Raw genomic sequence first — 20,612 nt, 5'->3', positions numbered from 1 at the left:
GCCTTACACCAAATATAAACGTGACATTTTTAAACTGTAAATCTTCACTGACAATTCCAATCAATTAACATCAGCATTTAGACCATTTTTTACTTGCTTTACGTTCGCGTCAACGTCAAAGTGATATCCATATTGTTGATGTTAATTTTTCAAGCGCAGTAAATTGGAGTGGTTATGAGTACAGAGCAAACAGGTCAAGATATCGTTATTGTTGCCGCGAAACGTACACCAATGGGTGGGTTTCAAGGAGCATTGTCTGAGGTAGCTTCTCCAGTATTAGCAGCCACCGCGATCAAAGGTCTTATCGCCCAAACGGGGATCAGTGTAGATGCTGTTGACGAAGTATTGATGGGTTGTGTATTGCCTGCCGGTTTAGGCCAAGCGCCTGCTCGCCAAGCAACGCTAGGTGCCGGTTTACCGTTAGGCGTTGGCGCAACAACAGTCAATAAAGTCTGTGGTTCTGGTATGAAAACCGTCATGTTAGCGCACGATTTAATTAAAGCGGGCAGCAGCCAAGTTGTGGTTGCGGGTGGCATGGAAAGCATGAGCCAAGCACCATATTTACTCGACAAAGCACGCAGCGGTATGCGCATGGGCCACGGCAAAGTCATGGACCACATGTTTTTAGATGGCCTTGAAGATGCTTACACTGGTGGCGCAATGGGCACATTTGCTCAAAAAACCGCTGATGACTTTGGTTTAACTCGTGAGCAAATGGATGCATTTGCATTAGGTTCGCTCGAAAAAGCCAATGCAGCGATTAACTCTGGCGCATTTAAAGATGAAGTCGTGCCAGTAACCATTAGTACGCGCCGTGGCGACGTGACGGTTGAGATAGATGAACAACCTGGTAACGCTCGTCCTGAAAAAATCCCGACATTGCGCCCTGCATTTACCAAAGACGGTACGATTACTGCGGCCAACTCAAGTTCAATTTCGGACGGCGCTGCAGCATTAATGTTAATGACACGCGAAAAAGCACAGCAATTGGGCTTAAGCGTATTAGCGACCATTAAAGGCCACACCACTCATTCACAAGAACCGTCAATGTTCACCACCGCACCCGTTGGCGCGATGCAAAAGCTGTTCGATAAAGTGCAGTGGAACAAAGATGACGTCGATTTATACGAAATTAACGAAGCGTTTGCCATGGTCACCATGTTAGCAATTTCTGAGCTGAACTTAGATGCCAGCAAGGTCAACGTTAATGGCGGTGCATGTGCAATGGGACACCCAATTGGTTGTTCTGGAGCGCGTTTGTTAGTCACATTGATTTATGCCTTAAAAGCACGCGGCCTTAAGCGCGGTGTGGCATCGTTATGCATTGGTGGCGGCGAAGCCACAGCAATGGCGATTGAAGCGTAAATAGACAATACAAGTTAAGTTCGACAAGACCACCGCACAGGTAGATGTACACGCAGCCACTTAATTCGTGCGACTGACAAACACAACAAATCGCGTCACCCGTGCAGTAACTCAATACGAGTGATGTTATTCACTCATAAGATGTCCAAGGATCGAGGAAAACAACATGATCACACAAGTTAAGCATTATATTGATGGCGAATTCACTTATGGCAGCGGAGATCGCAATATTGATGTGACCAACCCAGCCAATAATAGCGTTATTGCTAAAATTAACTGCGCTACCACTGCTGAAGTTGAGCAGGCCATTCACAGTGCTAAAGAAGCGTTTAAAACGTGGAAAGAAGTCCCTGTGTCTGAACGTGCGCGCGTCATGTTGCGTTACCAACATTTACTCAAAGAGCATCACGACGAACTGGCGACCATTTTGGCGCAAGAAACCGGTAAAACATTTGAAGATGCTAAAGGCGATGTATGGCGCGGCATTGAAGTAGCTGAACATGCTTGTGGTGTTGCGTCGTTAATGATGGGTGAAACTGTTGAAAACGTCGCTCGAAATATCGATACCTATAGCTACACTCAACCATTAGGTGTGTGTGCGGGTATTACCCCATTCAACTTCCCTGCAATGATCCCGCTATGGATGTTCCCGTTATCGATTGCTTGCGGTAACACGTTTATTTTAAAGCCGTCAGAACAAGATCCTATGACGCCACAGCGTTTAGTTGAATTGTTTGTTGAAGCAGGCGCGCCAAAAGGCGTGTTGCAACTTATTCATGGCGACAAAACAGCAGTAGACATCTTGCTAAGAGACCCAGCCATTAAAGCGATTTCGTTTGTTGGTTCTGTGGGGGTTGGTCAATACATTTACAAAACCGGTACCGACAATCTAAAGCGTGTGCAAGCGTTTGCAGGAGCTAAAAACCATTGCGTGATCATGCCTGATGCGAACAAGCAGCAAGTGATCAATAACATGGTTGGTGCCTCTGTTGGTGCGGCTGGTCAGCGTTGTATGGCGATTTCAGTCGCTATTTTTGTCGGTAAAGCTAAAGAGTGGATCCCTGAATTAAAAGAAGCGTTAGCTAAAGTTCGTCCTGGTTTATGGGATGACAAAGAAGCTGCTTACGGTCCAGTTATCAGTCCAGCAGCAAAAGAGCGTGTACTAAAACTGATTGCTCAAGGTAAAGCTGAAGGTGCTGATTGCTTACTCGATGGAACCGATTTCACCGTTGCAGGTTACGAGTCGGGTAACTGGGTTGGCCCAACCATGTTTACCAATGTCACCACCGACATGAGCATTTACAAAGAAGAAATATTTGGCCCAGTATTGTGTTGTATGGAAGCGGATAACTTAGACGATGCTATCGAACTGGTTAACAACAGCCCATACGGAAACGGTACCTCAATCTTTACCGCATCAGGCGGCGCCGCGCGTAAATACCAGCATGAAATTGAAGTGGGTCAAGTGGGGATTAACGTACCTATTCCTGTGCCTTTACCTTTCTTCTCATTTACCGGTTGGAAAGGCAGTTTTTATGGCGACCAACATGCTTATGGTAAACAAGCTGTGCGTTTTTGCACTGAAACCAAAACCATCACCACTCGTTGGTTTGACTCAGAAGCCGTTAGCGGTCCTAACATGAGTATTGATCTTAAATAGGAATGATATTTATTGCCGTGACGCCGTCACGGCAATATTTTTCGCTAAACAACAAGACCACCTTACCTCCCATTGCACCTAGTAATGAGTTAACTGCTTAAAGCGGTATGCGGCTAAGGCAATAAATGACCCAAGAGTCATCCAAGACAATATTAGGAGTCCAGCATGGATTTTAATTTAAACGAAGATCAGCGTCAGTTTGCTGATTTAGCCCGTCAATTTTCTGCCGAAGAACTCGCGCCATTCGCCGCCAAGTGGGACGAAGAACATCACTTTCCTAAAGACGTGATTCAAAAAGCTGGTGAGCTGGGGTTCTGTTCTTTGTACTCGCCAGAATCAGAAGGCGGTATGGGCTTATCTCGGTTAGATTCTTCGATTATTTTTGAAGAATTAGCCCATGGTTGTACAGCCACCACAGCAATGCTAACCATTCATAATATGGCCACTTGGATGGTGACTACGTGGGGCACTGAAACCTTACGTAAGCAGTGGTCAGAAGGCTTAACCACAGGGCAGTTATTAGCCTCTTACTGTTTAACAGAACCTGGTGCAGGCAGTGATGCCGCTTCATTGCAAACCAAAGCTGTGCGTGATGGTGATGATTACTTGATCACCGGTTCAAAAATGTTTATCTCTGGTGCGGGTGAAACCGAGCTTTTAGTGGTGATGTGCCGCACAGGTGAAGCAGGCCCTAAAGGGATTTCTGCTATTGCCGTACCAGCAGATACAGTAGGCGTAACTTACGGTAAAGCTGAAGATAAAATGGGCTGGAACGCACAGCCAACAAGATTAATTAGTTTTGAAAACGTGCGCGTGCCTGCCGCTAACTTACTTGGCGAAGAAGGCCAAGGTTTTACCTTTGCGATGAAAGGTCTAGACGGCGGACGTATTAATATTGCTACCTGTTCAATAGGTACGGCGCAAGCTGCACTAACTCGTGCAACTGAATACATGAATGAGCGTAAGCAATTTGGTAAACCGCTAGCGGCATTCCAAGCATTGCAGTTCAAACTGGCTGACATGGCAACAGAATTGGTTGCTGCTCGTCAAATGGTACGTTTAGCGGCGTTTAAATTAGACACCCAAGACCCAGAAGCCAGCGCTTATTGTGCCATGGCGAAACGTTTTGCGACCGATGTAGGTTTCCAAGTGTGTGACGGTGCACTGCAAATTCACGGTGGTTACGGTTATATCCGTGAATATCCGCTAGAACGCCATTTCAGAGATGTGCGCGTGCACCAGATTTTAGAAGGCACTAATGAAATTATGCGCCTGATTATTGCTCGTCGTTTGCTCGCTAGCGATGCTCATCCAATCCTGTAATTAGCTGATCCACTCGTGACTCACTAGCTCTAGCATAAGGACATAGCATTATGACTGCACACCCTGCGATTCTTAAACATATAGTCGGCCACACGGCCATTTTGACCTTGAACAATCCGCCAGCAAACACCTGGACAGCAGACAGCTTGCAAGCACTGAAACACACAGTACTTGAACTGAATCAAAACAAGGACGTTTATGCCCTTGTGATTACCGGTCAAGGTGACAAGTTTTTCTCAGCAGGCGCTGATTTGAATTTGTTTGCCGACGGCGATAAACAAAATGCAGCCTCCATGGCAAAACATTTCGGTGAAGCGTTTGAAGCATTAAGTGCATTTAGAGGTGTTTCGATTGCGGCCATTAATGGTTATGCCATGGGTGGCGGGTTAGAAGTGGCATTAGCCTGCGATCTACGTATTGCAGAAGCGCAAGCCCAAATGGCATTGCCAGAGGCCTCAGTGGGGTTACTACCTTGTGCTGGTGGCACCCAAAACCTAACGGCTTTAGTGGGGGAAGGTTGGGCAAAACGGATGATTTTATGTGGCGAACGTATTGATGCCGCCAAAGCGGAGAAAATAGGCCTTGTTGAAGAAGTCGTAGGACAAGGTCAAGTCTTAGATGCTGCAGTGGCATTAGCCGCTAAAGTGGCTAAGCAATCACCTAGCAGTGTCAGCGTATGTAAAACCCTTATTCAAGCCGGACGAACTATGCCGCGGGCTCAAGCATTGCCGTTTGAGCGCGAAATGTTTGTGGACTTATTTGATACCGAAGATCAGGCTGAAGGTGTGAATGCCTTTTTACAAAAACGCACTCCAAACTGGAAGAACTGCTAATGACTCAAGATGTAATATTTCAAACCCAAGGCACGTTATCAGGTCAATCTATTGGCATGGTAACTCTGAATATTGAAAAAGCACTAAATGCATTAACCCTCGACATGGTTGCAGCAATGCAGGCACAACTCACCAAGTGGCAACAAGACGACAGCATTGCGTGTGTTGTGTTAGATGGCGCCGGCGAAAAAGCCTTTTGTGCTGGCGGCGATGTGCGCGCTATTTACCATGCATCTGTCGCCAACCCAAACAACATCACCACAGAAGCTTGTGAGTTTTTTACCCAAGAATACCAACTTGATTATTTACTGCATCAATTCGGCAAACCCGTTTTAGTATGGGGTGATGGTATTGTTATGGGCGGTGGACTTGGGTTAATGGCGGGCGGCAGTCATCGTGTTGTTACGGAGCGAAGCCGTATTGCAATGCCAGAGGTGACCATTGGTTTATATCCAGACGTTGGCGGCAGCTACTTTTTAAACCGTATGCCAGGTAAGACAGGATTATTTTTAGGCTTAACCGCTTACAACATGAACTGTGCAGATGCGCTGTATGTTGGTTTAGGAAATCACATTCTTAATAGCGATGAAAAAGAGCCACTATTCAATGCCATGGCTGAACTCGCTTGGAGTCAAAATAGTGAGCAAAATCATCAACTGCTAAGCGGATTGTTGAGCAATATGAGTCAGCCGCATTTAGCGGCATTATCTGTTAGCCCACTGCAACAATTCCAAGCACAAATCGATTTGTTGATGGCGGGTGACATCCTTGATGTGCATCATCAATTATCGACATTAAATACTGATCTGTATTGGCTAAAACGAGCACAAAAAACCGCCTTAGCAGGTAGCTCAATAAGCTGGCATTTAATTTTTGCTCAGGCAGCACTTGGCACCGAAATGAGTTTGGCAGACTGCTTTAAGTGGGAGTTAGGTGTGAGCGTCAATTGCTGCTCTATGGGTGATTTTTGCGAAGGTGTTCGCGCCTTATTGATTGATAAAGATCGTCAACCTAAATGGTTATTTGCAGATGTAGACGCAGTGGATGCGAATAAAGTGACTCAATTGGTTACCTCGCCTTGGGCTGAAGATAAACACCCATTAGCAGACTTTACTTAAAAAGGATTAACGACATGGCAACAGTAGCATTTATTGGTTTAGGTAACATGGGTGGCCCAATGGCGGCCAATTTAATTAAAGCGGGTATGACAGTCACAGTGTTTGACTTAAATCCTACAGCAGTCGAAGCGTTAACAGCACAAGGTGCACTCAGCGCTAAAACCGCATGCGGCGCCGCGGCTTCTGCAGATTTTGTGATTACCATGCTGCCAGCAGGCAAGCATGTACGCAGCTTGTACCTAGGCGATGACAATAATAAAGGTTTGTTAGATGTCGTGTCTAAACAGGCATTATTGATAGATTGCTCAACCATTGATGCCGACAGCGCCCGTTTAGTTGGGGCAAAAGCCGCTGAAAAGGGCATCGAATTTATGGATGCGCCAGTATCTGGCGGTACAGCAGGCGCAGCAGCCGGAACCTTAACCTTTATTTGTGGTGGTAGTGAAGCCGCCTATCAACAAGCCCAAACGGTATTAACGGTTATGGGTGGCAATATATTTCACGCCGGTGCAGTAGGTGCAGGTCAAATAGCAAAGATTTGTAATAACATGCTGTTGTCTGTGTTGATGGTGGGTACTAGCGAATCGTTACAACTTGGTTTGGATAATGGTTTAGATCCTAAAGTGTTGTCTGATATCATGAAAGTCAGTAGCGGCGGTAACTGGACGTTAGAAAAGTACAATCCATGCCCAGATGTGATGGAAAATGTGCCGTCGTCAAAAGATTACCAAGGTGGTTTTATGGTTGACTTGATGGTTAAAGATTTAGGGTTGTCGCAAGAAGCGGCAGTCGCCTCTAATTCAAGTACACCTATGGGGTCCTTGGCTCGTAGCTTATATGTTAATCATGCTCGCCAAGGCCATGGTCGTCGCGATTTTTCGAGTATTTTTGAACAATTTTCAAAGAAAAAATAAAGGATTCAGTTGATGGAATTAAAAGATAAGGTTGTCGTCATTACTGGCGGAGCAGGTGGGTTAGGTTTAGCTATGGCGCATGATTTAGCTGCCCAAGGTGCTAAATTGGCGCTTATCGATGTTGATCAGGCTAAACTTGAACAAGCTTGTGCTGATTTAGGTTCTGTAACTGAAGTTCAAGGTTATGCGTTAGACATTACCGATGAAGAAGATGTGGTCTCTGGCTTTAAATTTATCGTTGAAGACTTTGGCAAAGTGAATGTATTAATTAACAATGCCGGTATTTTACGTGATGGGCTAATGATTAAAGCCAAAGATGGCGTAGTGACTGACCGCATGTCATATCAGCAGTTCCAATCTGTTATCAATGTTAATTTAACGGGCACCTTTTTATGTGGTCGCGAAGCCGCAGCAGCGATGATTGAAACCAAGCAAGCTGGGGTTATTATCAATATCTCTAGCGTTGCTAAAGCCGGTAACATGGGACAATCTAATTATTCAGCGTCTAAAGCGGGCGTTGCGGCTATGTCGGTTGGTTGGGCAAAAGAGTTAGCTCGCCATAATATTCGCAGCGCAGCAGTTGCTCCAGGAGTTATTGCTACCGAAATGACCGCAGCAATGAAACCAGAAGCATTAGAGCGTTTAGAAAAAATGGTCCCAGTAGGGCGCTTAGGTCAGCCAGAAGAAGTGGCTGCAACGGTGCGATTTATTATCGAAAACGATTACGTTAACGGTCGTGTATTTGAAATTGACGGTGGTATTCGCTTATAAGCGATAGAGTGATCCTTTTGCTCATTATCTGTTCGCTCAGCGCAATGTAACGCGTTGAGCACTTTCATATAATGAATGTGATTGGTATTCCCTGCATTCAGTTTGTTATGATGTTGTCACGCCGAGCTTATGCTCGGCGTGGCTTTTTTACTTTTAAGGATTAATGACGTGGCGAAGTTAGAATACCTGCTAAAAAAAATCATGCTAATTGTAGGCATTCTGGGCGTGATTATTATCTATGGCGGATTTTTGTATTTATTATTTTCAGGTCGCTCAACTGCTGCGCTACCGTGGTTTTTACTCCTTTCACCGTGGATTTGTGTTTACTTTGGTTTAACCCACGTACAGCAAGTGGCTGTAATACAGTGGTTTACTCATAAATTTAGTTTCAAAAAATCGACTAAGTAACTCTGTTATGTCTAGCTTATCCGCATTTTTATCAAGGTTTTCTATCGCTTTGTATACCTTAATTGCCTTGGTCGCATTTGCTGCCAATTCAGTTTTGTGTCGCATGGCGTTATCGACTCAACAAACTCCGGCACTCATCGATCCCAGTAGTTTTACTGCTATTCGTTTAATCGCAGGTGCGTTGGTATTGTGGTTGTTAATGCTGTTGCGAAGTACTAAAACCACAGTGAGTAACTCTACTAGCCGTGGCAGCATGTTTGCAGGGGCATTGTTGTTTATCTACGCGGTGACTTTTTCATACGCCTATGTGTTACTTGATACCGCGACCGGAGCACTAATTTTGTTTGCCGCAGTGCAAATTAGCATGATGTTAATTAGCTATTTTCAAGGCCAGCGGTTAACGCTACTTGAGTGGATAGGCGCATTATTGGCATTCAGTGGATTTGCTTATTTAGTATTACCTGGCGTAAGCGCGCCTTCGATGACCGGATTAGTATTAATGGCGATCAGCGGTTGTGCTTGGGGCGGGTATACTTTGTTAGGTAAAAAGTCAGTTAACCCATTATTTGATACAGGTTATAACTTTATTCGCAGCCTACCTTTGGTTGTGGTGATGATATTGGTGGTGTGGCTCCTGCCTCAATTAACCTCAGCGACACAATTAGTCTCAATATCACAAGTAAAAGTATTGTCTGCTAAAGGCATATTGTTAGCAGTGTTATCGGGTGCAATGGCATCGGGTATTGGTTATGCGTTGTGGTATCAAGCATTGCGCGGACTCACATCAACCCATGCTGCGGTTTTACAATTAACGGTACCTGTGATTGCCGCCGTGGGCGGTATTCTCTTTTTAGATGAAGTGATCAGTTTTCATCTTAGTGTATCGGCGGGCATTATTTTTATTGGGATTGCATTGGTTATTTTTGCTAAATCCCATCCAGTTAGCCAGTAAAACGGCATATAAGTAAACAAATAGTTGAGCAATAAACATCAGTTAAAATCAAGTGACTTACACATACATAACTCAATAAAATAAACGATTAACGAGGTTATATGAGCAATTCAACACCGTATCCAATTGGTACACCAGGTCAAAAATGGACCGACGCAGACAAAGCACAATGGTTGGCACAAGTTGCCATAAAGCGCTCATATCAAGATGAAGTGGTGAGTAAACTGGCTCAGATTAATGGTCCGTTTGAACAGGTACAATACGGCGCATTATCTTATGACGCTGATAAATATCCACTGTTTGCTTTTAAATCTCAGCAATGGGATAGCAATAAAAAAATCATTCTGGTGACTGGTGGAGTACATGGTTATGAAACGAGCGGCGTACATGGTGCTATTCAGTTTTTAGCCACTAAAGCACAGGATTATACTCAGTATTTTAATGTGGCCATCGCGCCGTGTGTTAGCCCGTGGGGTTATGAGACCGTTAACCGTTGGAATCCTAAAGCCATCGATCCTAATCGCTCTTTTTATGCTAATAGTCCTGCAGAAGAGTCTGCCGCGCTGATGGCATTTGTGGCAAGTTTGGGAGATGTATATGCCCATATCGATTTACATGAAACCACCGACACTGATGAGTTAGAGTTTAGACCTTTGCTGTCTGCACGTGATGGCATTGAATACGATAAAGGCATTATCCCTGATGGTTTCTATTTAGTCGGCGACAGTGATAACCCAACTCCAGCCTTCCAAAAAGCAGTGATTGATTCTGTGGCTAAAGTGACTCACATTGCGCCTGACGACAATGGACAATTAATTGAAGTGCCGATAGAGCAATTTGGGGTGATTAATTACCCGGTTAAAAAACTCAGTTTATGTGCCGGGATTACTGACAATCACTTCAATACCACTACTGAGGTTTATCCAGACAGTCCACACGTGACAGCACAAGAATGTAACGATGCTCAAGTCGCTGCCATTAATGGTGGATTAGATTACATAGTGGCTTATTTAGAACTGTAAAACGCTTATGCGGCTAGAGTGATAGCGATATTTCTATAAAACGTTTTACATCTCAGTGTTAGGGCGCAATCTGCGCCCTCATCTATAACTGCATTTTGAGTGGTAGCGGGGGTGAATACTCGCTACCACTCTCATTAAGTGTCCTGCCTTTATTTACCATCTTAGCCCTACAGCATTTAAATTTTCTAGCAGCATGTCGCTTTGGTGTTGATGCTTGTTAGCTTAGAACAGTTGTGCTCATGCCCATTTTGTAACGAGTTAAGTCTGACCTCAAATGGTAGCCTCCTCCATTTTTAACAGAGATTAAAAGTAGAGACTTAGACCACTGTTGTCGACCGCAGAATATATTCGGGTATAATAACCCTGAATTGTTAGTCGAAAGGAATCAATACAAGACTAACTGCGCATACGTAAATCCATAATTTACTTTTTGTTATTGATTGGTATTAAATACCAATCGCATATTTTTTATTCATAAAGGATTAAAATGAAAAATACTCTGTTTCTATGTCTATTTCTTCTCGTTATTGCCCCTAATGCTGCACACGCTAAAGCAGGCTTAATTTCATTTGGTGGCGAAAATATTGTCCCTGTAGTGGAATTGCCAGATGATGAACGTTTTCAAACCGTTGATGGGGATTATGTTGATATTGGTTATATTTATAAATCAGTTGAAATACTATTTATCCCCCTGTGGAATTATGACGGTCGGTTTGCTGGCATGCTGCCACAACAAGACGCGTATATAGACCTCACTCCTTTGCAAGTGACAGGGCTGACTTTGGAAGCTGGCATGGTGCTTCCTGAAGCGCCATATCTTGATTTTTGGCATCGCATAGGCGGTAAAATAGTTTGTTTAGTTCTTTGTGGAGCATTAGCGCTTTACGTTAGACGTAATATGCAGAAAAAAGCGTCATATTTTAGCTCGTTGCCCACAGGCCGAGAACGATTAAAAGATATCTTAGTTAATAGCAATGAGTTTGTTGAGTTAGCTGCATCAGTGCTTGAGCAAGACGATAAATCCAAAGTACAAGGTCTCGAGTTTATTGTGGCGAAAAAGTATTTTAATAATGTTATTTCGATATCGGTATTCGATATGAATAAGGTCTCGATTGAACAAGTTCAAGCACAAAATGATGACTTATTTAATAGATTGCTAGGGCTGAAAAAAATGCTCGCCATGAAATCGCAAAATACGATTCATTATCTTTACTTTACCTTCGATAGCTCGCCAACAGCTGCAGAAATCACCGCATTGAAAAAGTTGAGAAAACGTAAAATATCCAAAGCAAGCAATCTTATTCCGATTATTATCGATTTTGAAAAGCAGGTTATCGAGAGTGCTATGGGTGTTTATCCATCTAAAAAGATTCTACAGAACTGTTTTACCCAAGCAGAAACTCACTTAGATGAAATTGTAGAACCTGCCAGAGTATAACAATTGACAAGTTTGTTATGGAATAGGCCCAAATGGCACATTTTGGCGTGTTCATTCGATTCCTTAGCCCAAGTTAATGTTAAAAACAGAAAAGTTATTGCCGGCGCCGAAAGCCAGATTTAGTTTTCGGCGTTAAAGGTAGGCCATCACTTTATTGCCATTACAACATTCACATAGATGATCTCATACCGGTTCACATCGAAGCATTATCATAAAAGTCGATTGAATTTGTATAGCCTATTCTTTATTGCTAGGTTGATAATTAGGCCAAAAATCCTTACACTGTCGCGCTTCGTATTTACCTCGGCTCTGCCGTATGCCAGTTTCAATATCATTTTTGTTCGCTTGAGTCATATAGACGTCAACTCGAGCAAGTAGACTACAATTTGATATGGGCTTTAACACACAACACGATTTGGAATTTCATTTTGATTACAACAGCTAACATCACGATGCAGTTTGGCGCTAAGCCACTGTTTGAAAATCTCTCAGTAAAATTTGGTGGCGGTAATCGCTACGGTTTAATTGGCGCGAATGGTTGTGGTAAATCCACCTTTATGAAAATCCTTGCCGGTGATTTAGAGCCATCAAGCGGTAACGTCTCTATAGATGTTAACGAACGCATGGGTAAATTAAACCAGGATCAGTTTGCCTACGAAAGTTTTTCAGTCGTTGACACCGTGATCATGGGCCACAAAGAGTTGTGGGAGGTCAAGCAAGAGCGTGATCGTATTTATTCTTTACCTGAAATGAGTGAAGAAGACGGAATCAAAGTCTCTGAGCTTGAGATGGAATTTGCTGAAATGGACGGTTACACTGCTGAATCTCGCGCAGGTGACTTACTTTTAGGCGTGGGCATTGCCATTGAACAACATTTCGGTTTAATGAGTGAGATTGCACCAGGCTTTAAATTGCGGGTGTTATTGGCGCAAGCATTATTCTCAAACCCAGATTTACTGTTACTTGATGAACCTACCAACAACTTGGACATCGATACTATTCGATGGTTACAAGACATGTTGAACCAACGTAACAGCACCATGATTATTATTTCGCATGACCGTTATTTCTTAAACTCAGTGTGTACTCACATGGCTGACTTAGATTACGGTGAACTACGAGTGTTCCCTGGCAACTACGACGAATACATGATGGCTGCACAGCAATCACGTGAACGTTTAATGAGTGACAACGCCAAGAAAAAAGCGCAAATAGCTGAATTACAAACGTTCGTAGCACGTTTCTCTGCCAACGCATCTAAAGCTAAACAAGCTACATCACGCGCTAAGCAAATTGATAAAATTAAGCTTGATGACATCAAAGCATCGAGCCGGGTAAACCCATTTATTCGTTTCGAACAAGAAAAGAAATTGTTCCGTAATGCACTTGTGGTTGAAAATTTAGCCAAAGGTTACGACAAACCATTATTTAGCAAGCTTAACCTAATGGTTGAAGTGGGTGAGCGAATTGCTATCTTGGGTCAGAACGGTATTGGTAAAACGACTTTATTACGCACTTTAGTTCATGATATTCCACAAGACGAAGGAACGATTAACTGGTCTGAAAATGCCAATATTGGTTACTACGCACAGGATCATGAAGCAGATTTTGCTAATGACATGACTTTGTTCGAATGGATGAGTCAATGGCGCAAAGAAAATGACGATGATCAATCCGTTCGCGGCATTTTAGGTCGTATGTTGTTTGGTGCAGATGACATTAAAAAGTCAGTTAAAGTGTTGTCTGGTGGTGAGAAAGGCCGTATGTATTTCGGTAAACTTATCATGCAAAAAGCCAACATTTTGTTACTCGATGAGCCAACCAACCACATGGATATGGAATCTATTGAGTCATTAAACAATGCGCTTGAAAAATACGAAGGCACCTTAATGTTTGTCTCACATGACCGTGCATTCGTTTCATCTTTGGCCACACGTATTATTGAAATCACTGAAACCGGCATTAATGATTTCAAAGGCTCTTACGACGAATTTTTGGCAAGTAAAGGTATCGACGCGTAATTTTCATTTACTGCGAATAACCGTTATACCCAATAGCTACGTATTAACACCATTAGCCCTGAACAAAAGTTCGGGGCTTTTTGTTTTTATTTACCCTGCTAAGCCATATACTCTATTGATATAAATCAATGGTATTACCTACAACAGGCATCTATTTTATGAGCATCACCCATGAGCAAGTCGCATCAACCTTGAATGATTTGAAATGTCGTACTAATTTTAATATTAAGAATGTCACCGAATACATGCTGCCTGAGTTAAAAGAGCCTGTTTATTTGCATGTAGAAGGAAAAACGCCATTACTGATTATTCGTCCGGCATTTGAAGTGTTTTCGACTGAACTGGCTACCATTGACGGGGTACACGCTAAATATGATTACTATCACAATGCCCAAATGACCCGATTCCCAACCCGTCAAAACAAAGGCTTAAATGAAATTCACTACGGTTTAGCCTTTCGATTTGATACCACAGATGCCATTAAATTATTTATTAATAGATTGATTGAAATAGTAAAAGGATAAGTGACTCATTAAGGGAGCCCAACATCATGACAGAGCAATTTAATATTAATCAGTTTAATTGTTCCATCAGCGGTAAAGGACAAACTCTTATTTGGGCTCATGGTTCAACAGGCTGTATTCAAAGTGAAGATGCGATTGGTTTATATGCTTGGCATCGATTTCCTAAAAAATTGCAGCTGATTCGTTATGACGCAGTTGGTCATGGTTTGTCTTCTGCCGGTAAGTGCGTAGAAGACTATTTATGGCCAGAACTGGCCAATGACATGATAAGTGTAGCGACGCATTGTAAAGCAACGTCAGAGCTTATTTTAGGTGGCCAATCAATGGGCAGTGCCACAAGCTTATATGCAGCGTTGAAGCATCCAGGCATGGTAAAAGGATTGATTTTAATGAATCCACCAAACGCATGGCATGCACGGGCGGCACAAGTGGATGAATATCATAAAATGGCAAAAGCAGCGCGCATTTTTGGTGGTAAAGGTTTAGCTAAAATAAGTGCTAAACATTGGGATAAGTTACTTCCCCATTGGCTGATTAATGGTCATGAGCACAGCGTGCTAGGAATGCTCGATGGGTTAAAACAGATGACTCGCCAAACTCTTGATCAGTTGTTTCGTGCCGCATCCCTTAATGATTTACCAAATAAGCAGCTGCTTATCGGATTGACAATGCCAACGCTTATTTTAGCCTGGCATGGCGATAAGGCCCATCCGGTTGAAACCGCCATTGAATTGCACCAAACATTACCCAATTCGACTTTACACATTGCTGACTCAGTAGATGAAGTCAATGAATGGCCTGAATTGATCAGCGAGTTTTGTCTTCGTTTATAAATCGTTATCGATAGCGAGAAGAGTCGTTTTCAGTTGGTTTTATCGCGGAAACTTTACACGCTAAATTCATTCACTTAATTTCATCGTCTCAGATGCAGATTGCATTGGGTTCAAGCAGGAGAAAAGATAGTAACTACTCAATTATATGTATTTAAAGCATTATCAAATTAAAAGAAACTAAATTAGCTGTGAGCTAGATCTGAGTTTGTTGTAAAGTCTTTACCTAAATCTATCAATGTGGTTTATGGTTTGGTGTAGAAAAACGTATTTACCGAAAGAGTTTTAAAAGGATGATGTATGAATTGGCAATGGATTAGCAACCTCAATATTTCGCGTAAACTGGCTTTACTTGTAATCCCCCCCTTATTAACCAGTATTCTATTTGGTGGTATGTACCTTAATAATGAATACCACACTCAGCATCGTTTAGCACTGGTTATTGATTTAACCCAGATTGCTATTATCAATAGCTCATTAGTACATGAACTGCAAAAAGAACGGGGCATGAGTGCTGGTTTTCTCAGTTCTAAAGGCCAAGCATTTAAAGACAATTTAACTAACCAACGTGCTGATACAGACATGCAAATTCAACGTTTTAATCTTGTTGCTCAGCAAGAGAATTTTCCTCAACAACTGCAATCCACATATAGTGAAGTTGCCGCTGCATTTAATCAGCTAAGCCAAATACGTAAAAATGTCACAGCGCTAAACATTAGCGTCGCAGAGCAGGTTAGTTATTATACCCGCATCAATACCCTATTATTATCAATGGTTGATAATGCTGCTAGCCAGAGTTTAGACAGCCAAATAGCCATAAAGCTCAAAGCATTTGCGGCATTTTTACAATTAAAAGAACGAGCAGGAATAGAGCGTGCTGTCCTCAGTACCACTTTTGGCCGCAGTGAATCTCCCCCTGGGTCATATCGAAAATTTGTCACGCTAGTGGCAGAACAACAAACTTATGCAGAACGGTTTATTGCCGCAGCCAGCCCAGAAAACATCCGTATTTTTAAACAAGCACAACAAGACAGTGCTATGGCGAGTGTTGACCAACTTCGTGAAATTGCCTTTGCACAAGACAGCGTCGCAATGGCACAACAAAGCCCAGAAGATTGGTTTAAAATTTCGACGGCACGGATTGAACTACTAACTCAACTAGAAAAACAATTCAGCCAAGACTTGTCACAGTTAAGCCAAGATAAATTGTTACAAGCAACTGAGCATATGTATCTCAACGCAGTTGTTTTATTGCTGGCTCTTATTTTTGTTATTGTGATGAGCATGGTTGTTTCTCGCTACTTACATCGTAGCTTAAGTGTGCTACACAAACAGGTGCTTCATGCAGGCACTCAATTTGATTTAACCACTCGCTTGAGCCATCAGTCGGATGATGAATTTGGTCAAATTTCGATAGCATTTAATCAAATGATGGCAGAGTTTGAACTTGTTATTACCCAAGTGCGTCGTAATGCATTGAGTTTGGTTCATGCGGTTGAAAAAATGAATGGTTTTACTCACTCAATGCAAGCAGATGTTGAACAAGGTTCGTCAGAAGCTGAGCAAGTCGCTTCTGCGATGACTGAGATGAGTGCCACGGTCCACGAAATTGCCGCTAATGCAGTGCAGGTTTCAGAAGCATCAGCCAATGCCAATATTGAAGTGCAGAGTGGTAACAACGACGTTAGTAAAACCAGTGATGCGATTCAATTGTTGGCTAAAGAAATTGCCGATGCTGCGCAAAGTATTGAACGTTTAGATAAAGATGTACAAGATATTGTGACCATTTTAGCGGTTATCAGCTCTATAGCTGACCAAACTAATTTACTCGCATTAAATGCGGCAATCGAAGCCGCTAGAGCGGGCGAGCAAGGAAGAGGTTTTGCCGTTGTTGCAGATGAAGTGCGTACCTTAGCTCAGCGCTCACAACGTTCAACAGAAGACATTAAAGCGATGACCGAGCGTCTTAAAGCGGGGGCGGCCACTGCCGTCAGTGCTATGCAGCGAGGCCAGGTACAAGCACAACAAAGTGTTACAGAATCTCAACATGCAGGCAATGAGCTTAAATTGATTGCTCAACACGTTGGTGTGATTGACAGCATGAACCAACAAATTGCCGCTTCAACACATGAACAATCAGCCGTGGCTGAGGAAGTGAATCGTAATGCGATGAAAATCACTGAGATCTATCACCATACGCAGGAGATATCACAACAGATTGCTTTGCTAAATGATAATTTATTGAGTGATGCCAGTGACATGTCACAACAAGTCAGCAAATTTATCTTATCTACTACGACAAGCTAAAACGATAACGAGCGAGAAAAGCGGTAACGTCGATGACAATCTACGCGAAGATGACAAGCGAAAACACAGCGAACGAGCCTAGATGCTAGAACGCTTGTCATCGCTCGTTATCGTTTTCATCACTTGCTCGCTTAATCTGCTTTTATAGCAGCGCAGCGATCTAGCAGGACGAAGTCCTCCCTAGTCTCTAGGCTGTTAATCGCTTGTCATCGCTTGTCATCGCTCTTTATCGCCTGTGACCTTGCTCAACTCATTTAGTGCAATGTTGCAGTAATTGGACAAAAAAATCGCTTCCTTTACGTTCAGCAAACGCAATATTTCGCTCGGGAATAGATTCAGGATCATTATAGTTGGCTAATGCCATTTCCATGCTGGCTTCGCGGATAATATGCAGGCAAGGGTAGGGGGAACGATTGGTAAAGTTAGCTGCACTGTCTTGTGGTTCACCTTCAAAACAATAGTCCGGATGAAATGTCGCTAATTGATAAACACCCTCATAACCTTGTTCAATTAGTTCATCTGTAGCGTAATCAACTAAATCTAAATAAGGGTAAAAACCTTCAAAACCTCGAGGCAAAATAAACAGGGTTGTTTCAGTGTCAGGATGATTATCTAAGTATTGGCATTCTTCAATCAACGCCTTTAGCACAGCCTTTGTTTTAGTTTCTTCAATGGCAACATAGCGAATGCTTGCACGTTCGACTTCTCGACGGGCAAATGGGCAAATGTTGTATTTCATAATGACATCTTTTACCCAAATTTCGGTATGAGCAAGACATTCATGTTGTTCCATTACTTAACCCTTTATCGCTATTAAATTGATTAGTGTGTTGTTGGCGGTAACATCATTGGGATGATCGATGCCACTAATAATAAAGCCATAGTGATATTAAAAATACGTTGTTGACGCTCATTTTTAAGTAACCGTTTTAGTGCCACCCCAAATCCTAACCAGACAATCGCACAGGGAAAGGCGACACATAAAAACACACTCGCTATGGTAATCACCTGGCTATTAAGTTCTTGTTGTACTGAGGTAAATGTTGCTATGGCACCAACAGCCATAATCCAGCCTTTCGGATTAACCCATTGAAATGCAGCAGCTTGTAAAAAAGTAAATGGTTTACTCACCTGCTTTCCTTCCATTTTATTGCTGCTATTAGCGATGAGCCATGATAAATACAGCAGATAGCTAATTCCAATTACTTTAATCACAATATGAATGAAAGGATAAGCTTGAAATATTGCACTTAACCCAAGCCCGACCGCTAATATCATGGTCGGAAATCCTAAGCTAATACCCATTAGATGAGGAATGCTGCGTTTAATACCAAAATTCACACCTGAGGTCATCAACATGATGTTGTTTGGGCCTGGAGTAATTCCGGCAGAAAAAGCAAATAAAGCAATGGCGAATACTAACTCCATGAACAAATCTCTTTGGGTTATATTTTTTAGAAGCAGAATTTTAGGGGATTTTAGTCATTCACCATAATGATTTTTTTAGCAGTTGCGCAAATTAATTGTTTTATAAGCGCTACAACTGGCTTGCTGCTGTGTTTCTTCGCCAACATCTGGCAATAAAGCACAACAGCAAGCAAGTAAGTTAATAGCTCACTTCGATTTCGTAAGATGAGAATTTACGAATATTAATCACACCAGTATCAAAAATAAGGTATTGGCCTTTAATGCCCTGCAAAATACCTGTTACTTCAGCAATTTTATCAAAATTATGCGATTTAACTTTAATTGGAAATTGCGTTATTGGGTAACTAATGGCTTGAATGTTCGCGTCTAGACGTTCAATAACAATGTCCTGGTATTCGGCCGCGAGAGCTTGCAGTTTATCTTCAATTAACGGGATAAGTTTGGCTGCTTGTTCAACCAAATCGACATCATCATTATGGCCTTTTAGCATAGCCTGCCAATGGGTTTTGTCGTTAATGAATTTGGCTAATTCAATTTCAATTAAGCCTGACATTTTACGTGTCGACACTTTAAAAATAGGTAAGCCTTGGGTTGCGCCTTGGTCTATCCAACGGGTTGGGATTTGAGTATGGCGGGTAATACCGACTTTAATGCCTGAAGTGTTCGATAAATAAACATAGTGGGGTACAAAGCAATTTGACATGGCCCATTCTGGTTCGCGACAAGTACCTTGATCAAAATGGCATGTTTCTGGTTTCATTATACACAAGTCGCAACTGGCCAGTTTTGACATGCATACGTAGCAGTGACCTTGAGAATAACTTTTCTTGGTCTTTTTACCGCAGTTGCTGCAAAAAATATTACCTGTATGAGTCATGGTTAATGACTTACCAATAAGCGGGTTAAGGGCTAAACGCGCTTCACCAACAGGTAAATGGTACTCCACCTCATGGTTATCATTGAGGTGGGTTTTCAGTTTTGATAGCGTTCCAAACATGGTTAATCCATTTTTATCATCATTATTTTGTGGCAGTTTAACAGATGATCAAAATGGATTTTAGGCTTAATTCGTTCTAAATGTTCAAATGAACTTATGCCGATTTACTCAGTTTATCTAATACAACATCATCACCCATTTCATACAGTGATGCTGTAATTTGCTCTTCTTGGCTTGGGTCGGTTAACCCTAATGCCATAGTTGCTCTAAATAATGCAATACCAGTGTGGCTTGCTGTTTCATATTGGCTACTAAATTGTTCTATATTTACGCCTAGAGCATTCATTTTATTAGATATATGTAACACAATCCCAGGACGGTCATATGCGACTAAGTTATAGTGCAAATGTTTAATCGGTTTAGCACTTAATGTTGTTTTAGCAAAGGTTAAGGTTAATCCGTCAATGCATTCTAAGGCGTCAATTAACTCATCCCATTTTAGAGCCGGAACTTCTAATTGTAATATTGCAGCAAAAATGCCATCTATATGGCGCATTTCAGAGTCTAGCCAATTGCCACCATGGCGACTAACTACATTAGCAATTTGTTCTACTAAGCCTTTTCTATCAGGTGCTTGAAGAGTAATAAGATAACGCATCATTCGATATTTCTCCTATAAGTAATGTCTGTAACACAAATGTCATATTTACGTCATATAATCGCAGCCACTTAAGATTGTGTTATTGTTTTACTGTGGTTTA

At 42.2% G+C, this 20,612-nt stretch carries 19 protein-coding genes; 15 read left to right on the top strand and 4 right to left on the bottom strand.

Annotated features, from left to right (window positions below; all coding sequences use genetic code 11):
- Positions 1 to 174 precede the first annotated feature (174 nt).
- The 15 genes from EGC86_RS06165 to EGC86_RS06095 all read left to right on the top strand — a co-directional run bounded on the left by EGC86_RS06165 (position 175) and on the right by EGC86_RS06095 (position 17,486).
- The gene (locus EGC86_RS06165; protein WP_123776973.1) at positions 175 to 1,365 is read left to right on the top strand and encodes a thiolase family protein; all 1,191 of its coding nucleotides are present in this window, start codon (positions 175 to 177) and stop codon (positions 1,363 to 1,365) included.
- A gap of 166 nt (positions 1,366 to 1,531) precedes the next feature.
- Positions 1,532 to 3,025 carry a CoA-acylating methylmalonate-semialdehyde dehydrogenase gene (locus tag EGC86_RS06160; protein WP_011636813.1) on the top strand — a complete coding sequence of 498 codons (1,494 nt, stop codon included), beginning with the start codon at positions 1,532 to 1,534 and terminating at the stop codon, positions 3,023 to 3,025.
- A gap of 165 nt (positions 3,026 to 3,190) precedes the next feature.
- Positions 3,191 to 4,348 (top strand): acyl-CoA dehydrogenase family protein, encoded by a 1,158-nt coding sequence (locus tag EGC86_RS06155; protein ID WP_123776972.1) that lies wholly within the window; start codon positions 3,191 to 3,193, stop codon positions 4,346 to 4,348.
- Positions 4,349 to 4,398: 50 nt separating this feature from the next.
- Positions 4,399 to 5,181 (top strand): enoyl-CoA hydratase, encoded by a 783-nt coding sequence (locus tag EGC86_RS06150; RefSeq protein WP_102037659.1) that lies wholly within the window; start codon positions 4,399 to 4,401, stop codon positions 5,179 to 5,181.
- Positions 5,181 to 6,299, top strand: a complete 1,119-nt coding sequence (locus EGC86_RS06145; protein ID WP_123776971.1) for an enoyl-CoA hydratase/isomerase family protein — start codon at positions 5,181 to 5,183, stop codon at positions 6,297 to 6,299. The genes EGC86_RS06150 and EGC86_RS06145 overlap by 1 nt, the downstream gene beginning before the upstream one ends.
- Positions 6,300 to 6,313: 14 nt before the next feature.
- The gene (gene mmsB / locus EGC86_RS06140; protein WP_123776970.1) at positions 6,314 to 7,213 is read left to right on the top strand and encodes a 3-hydroxyisobutyrate dehydrogenase; all 900 of its coding nucleotides are present in this window, start codon (positions 6,314 to 6,316) and stop codon (positions 7,211 to 7,213) included.
- Positions 7,214 to 7,225: 12 nt separating this feature from the next.
- Entirely contained in the window at positions 7,226 to 7,984 is a 759-nt protein-coding gene (locus tag EGC86_RS06135) for an SDR family oxidoreductase (protein WP_011636818.1), read from the top strand.
- A gap of 201 nt (positions 7,985 to 8,185) precedes the next feature.
- Positions 8,186 to 8,392: a hypothetical protein gene (locus EGC86_RS06130; protein WP_011636819.1), complete on the top strand. Its 207-nt coding sequence runs from the start codon at positions 8,186 to 8,188 to the stop codon at positions 8,390 to 8,392.
- Positions 8,393 to 8,399: 7 nt separating this feature from the next.
- Entirely contained in the window at positions 8,400 to 9,344 is a 945-nt protein-coding gene (locus EGC86_RS06125; RefSeq protein ID WP_123776969.1) for a DMT family transporter, read from the top strand.
- A 101-nt stretch (positions 9,345 to 9,445) separates the two neighbouring features.
- Positions 9,446 to 10,366 (top strand): M14 family metallopeptidase, encoded by a 921-nt coding sequence (locus EGC86_RS06120; protein WP_123776968.1) that lies wholly within the window; start codon positions 9,446 to 9,448, stop codon positions 10,364 to 10,366.
- Between the two features lie 487 nt (positions 10,367 to 10,853).
- The gene (locus tag EGC86_RS06115; protein ID WP_123776967.1) at positions 10,854 to 11,804 is read left to right on the top strand and encodes a hypothetical protein; all 951 of its coding nucleotides are present in this window, start codon (positions 10,854 to 10,856) and stop codon (positions 11,802 to 11,804) included.
- Between the two features lie 428 nt (positions 11,805 to 12,232).
- Positions 12,233 to 13,825, top strand: a complete 1,593-nt coding sequence (locus tag EGC86_RS06110; RefSeq protein WP_081430125.1) for an ABC-F family ATPase — start codon at positions 12,233 to 12,235, stop codon at positions 13,823 to 13,825.
- Positions 13,826 to 13,983: 158 nt separating this feature from the next.
- Positions 13,984 to 14,349 (top strand): hypothetical protein, encoded by a 366-nt coding sequence (locus EGC86_RS06105; RefSeq protein ID WP_041413484.1) that lies wholly within the window; start codon positions 13,984 to 13,986, stop codon positions 14,347 to 14,349.
- A 26-nt stretch (positions 14,350 to 14,375) separates the two neighbouring features.
- Positions 14,376 to 15,182 carry an alpha/beta fold hydrolase gene (locus tag EGC86_RS06100; RefSeq protein ID WP_123776966.1) on the top strand — a complete coding sequence of 269 codons (807 nt, stop codon included), beginning with the start codon at positions 14,376 to 14,378 and terminating at the stop codon, positions 15,180 to 15,182.
- Positions 15,183 to 15,479: 297 nt separating this feature from the next.
- Entirely contained in the window at positions 15,480 to 17,486 is a 2,007-nt protein-coding gene (locus tag EGC86_RS06095) for a methyl-accepting chemotaxis protein (protein ID WP_123776965.1), read from the top strand.
- A 250-nt stretch (positions 17,487 to 17,736) separates the two neighbouring features.
- On the opposite strand, the gene EGC86_RS06090 is transcribed toward EGC86_RS06095, so the two are convergent.
- From EGC86_RS06090 to EGC86_RS06075, 4 genes are all read right to left on the bottom strand, one after another.
- On the bottom strand, positions 17,737 to 18,279 hold the full coding sequence (locus EGC86_RS06090) for a DUF1415 domain-containing protein (RefSeq protein ID WP_011636827.1): 543 nt from the start codon (positions 18,277 to 18,279) through the stop codon (positions 17,737 to 17,739).
- A gap of 29 nt (positions 18,280 to 18,308) precedes the next feature.
- Complete coding sequence (locus tag EGC86_RS06085) at positions 18,309 to 18,914, bottom strand: LysE family translocator (protein WP_011636828.1); 606 nt, start codon at positions 18,912 to 18,914, stop codon at positions 18,309 to 18,311.
- A gap of 178 nt (positions 18,915 to 19,092) precedes the next feature.
- Positions 19,093 to 19,911 (bottom strand): DUF2797 domain-containing protein, encoded by an 819-nt coding sequence (locus EGC86_RS06080; protein WP_123776964.1) that lies wholly within the window; start codon positions 19,909 to 19,911, stop codon positions 19,093 to 19,095.
- A 94-nt stretch (positions 19,912 to 20,005) separates the two neighbouring features.
- Positions 20,006 to 20,512, bottom strand: coding sequence for a glycine cleavage system transcriptional repressor (locus EGC86_RS06075; protein WP_011636830.1), 507 nt, complete (start codon positions 20,510 to 20,512; stop codon positions 20,006 to 20,008).
- Between the last annotated feature and the right edge of the window lie 100 nt (positions 20,513 to 20,612).

It is taken from the genome of Shewanella frigidimarina, from assembly GCF_003797125.1.
Taxonomy (GTDB): domain Bacteria; phylum Pseudomonadota; class Gammaproteobacteria; order Enterobacterales; family Shewanellaceae; genus Shewanella; species Shewanella frigidimarina.
This window is presented reverse-complemented; position numbering and strand designations above follow the sequence as displayed.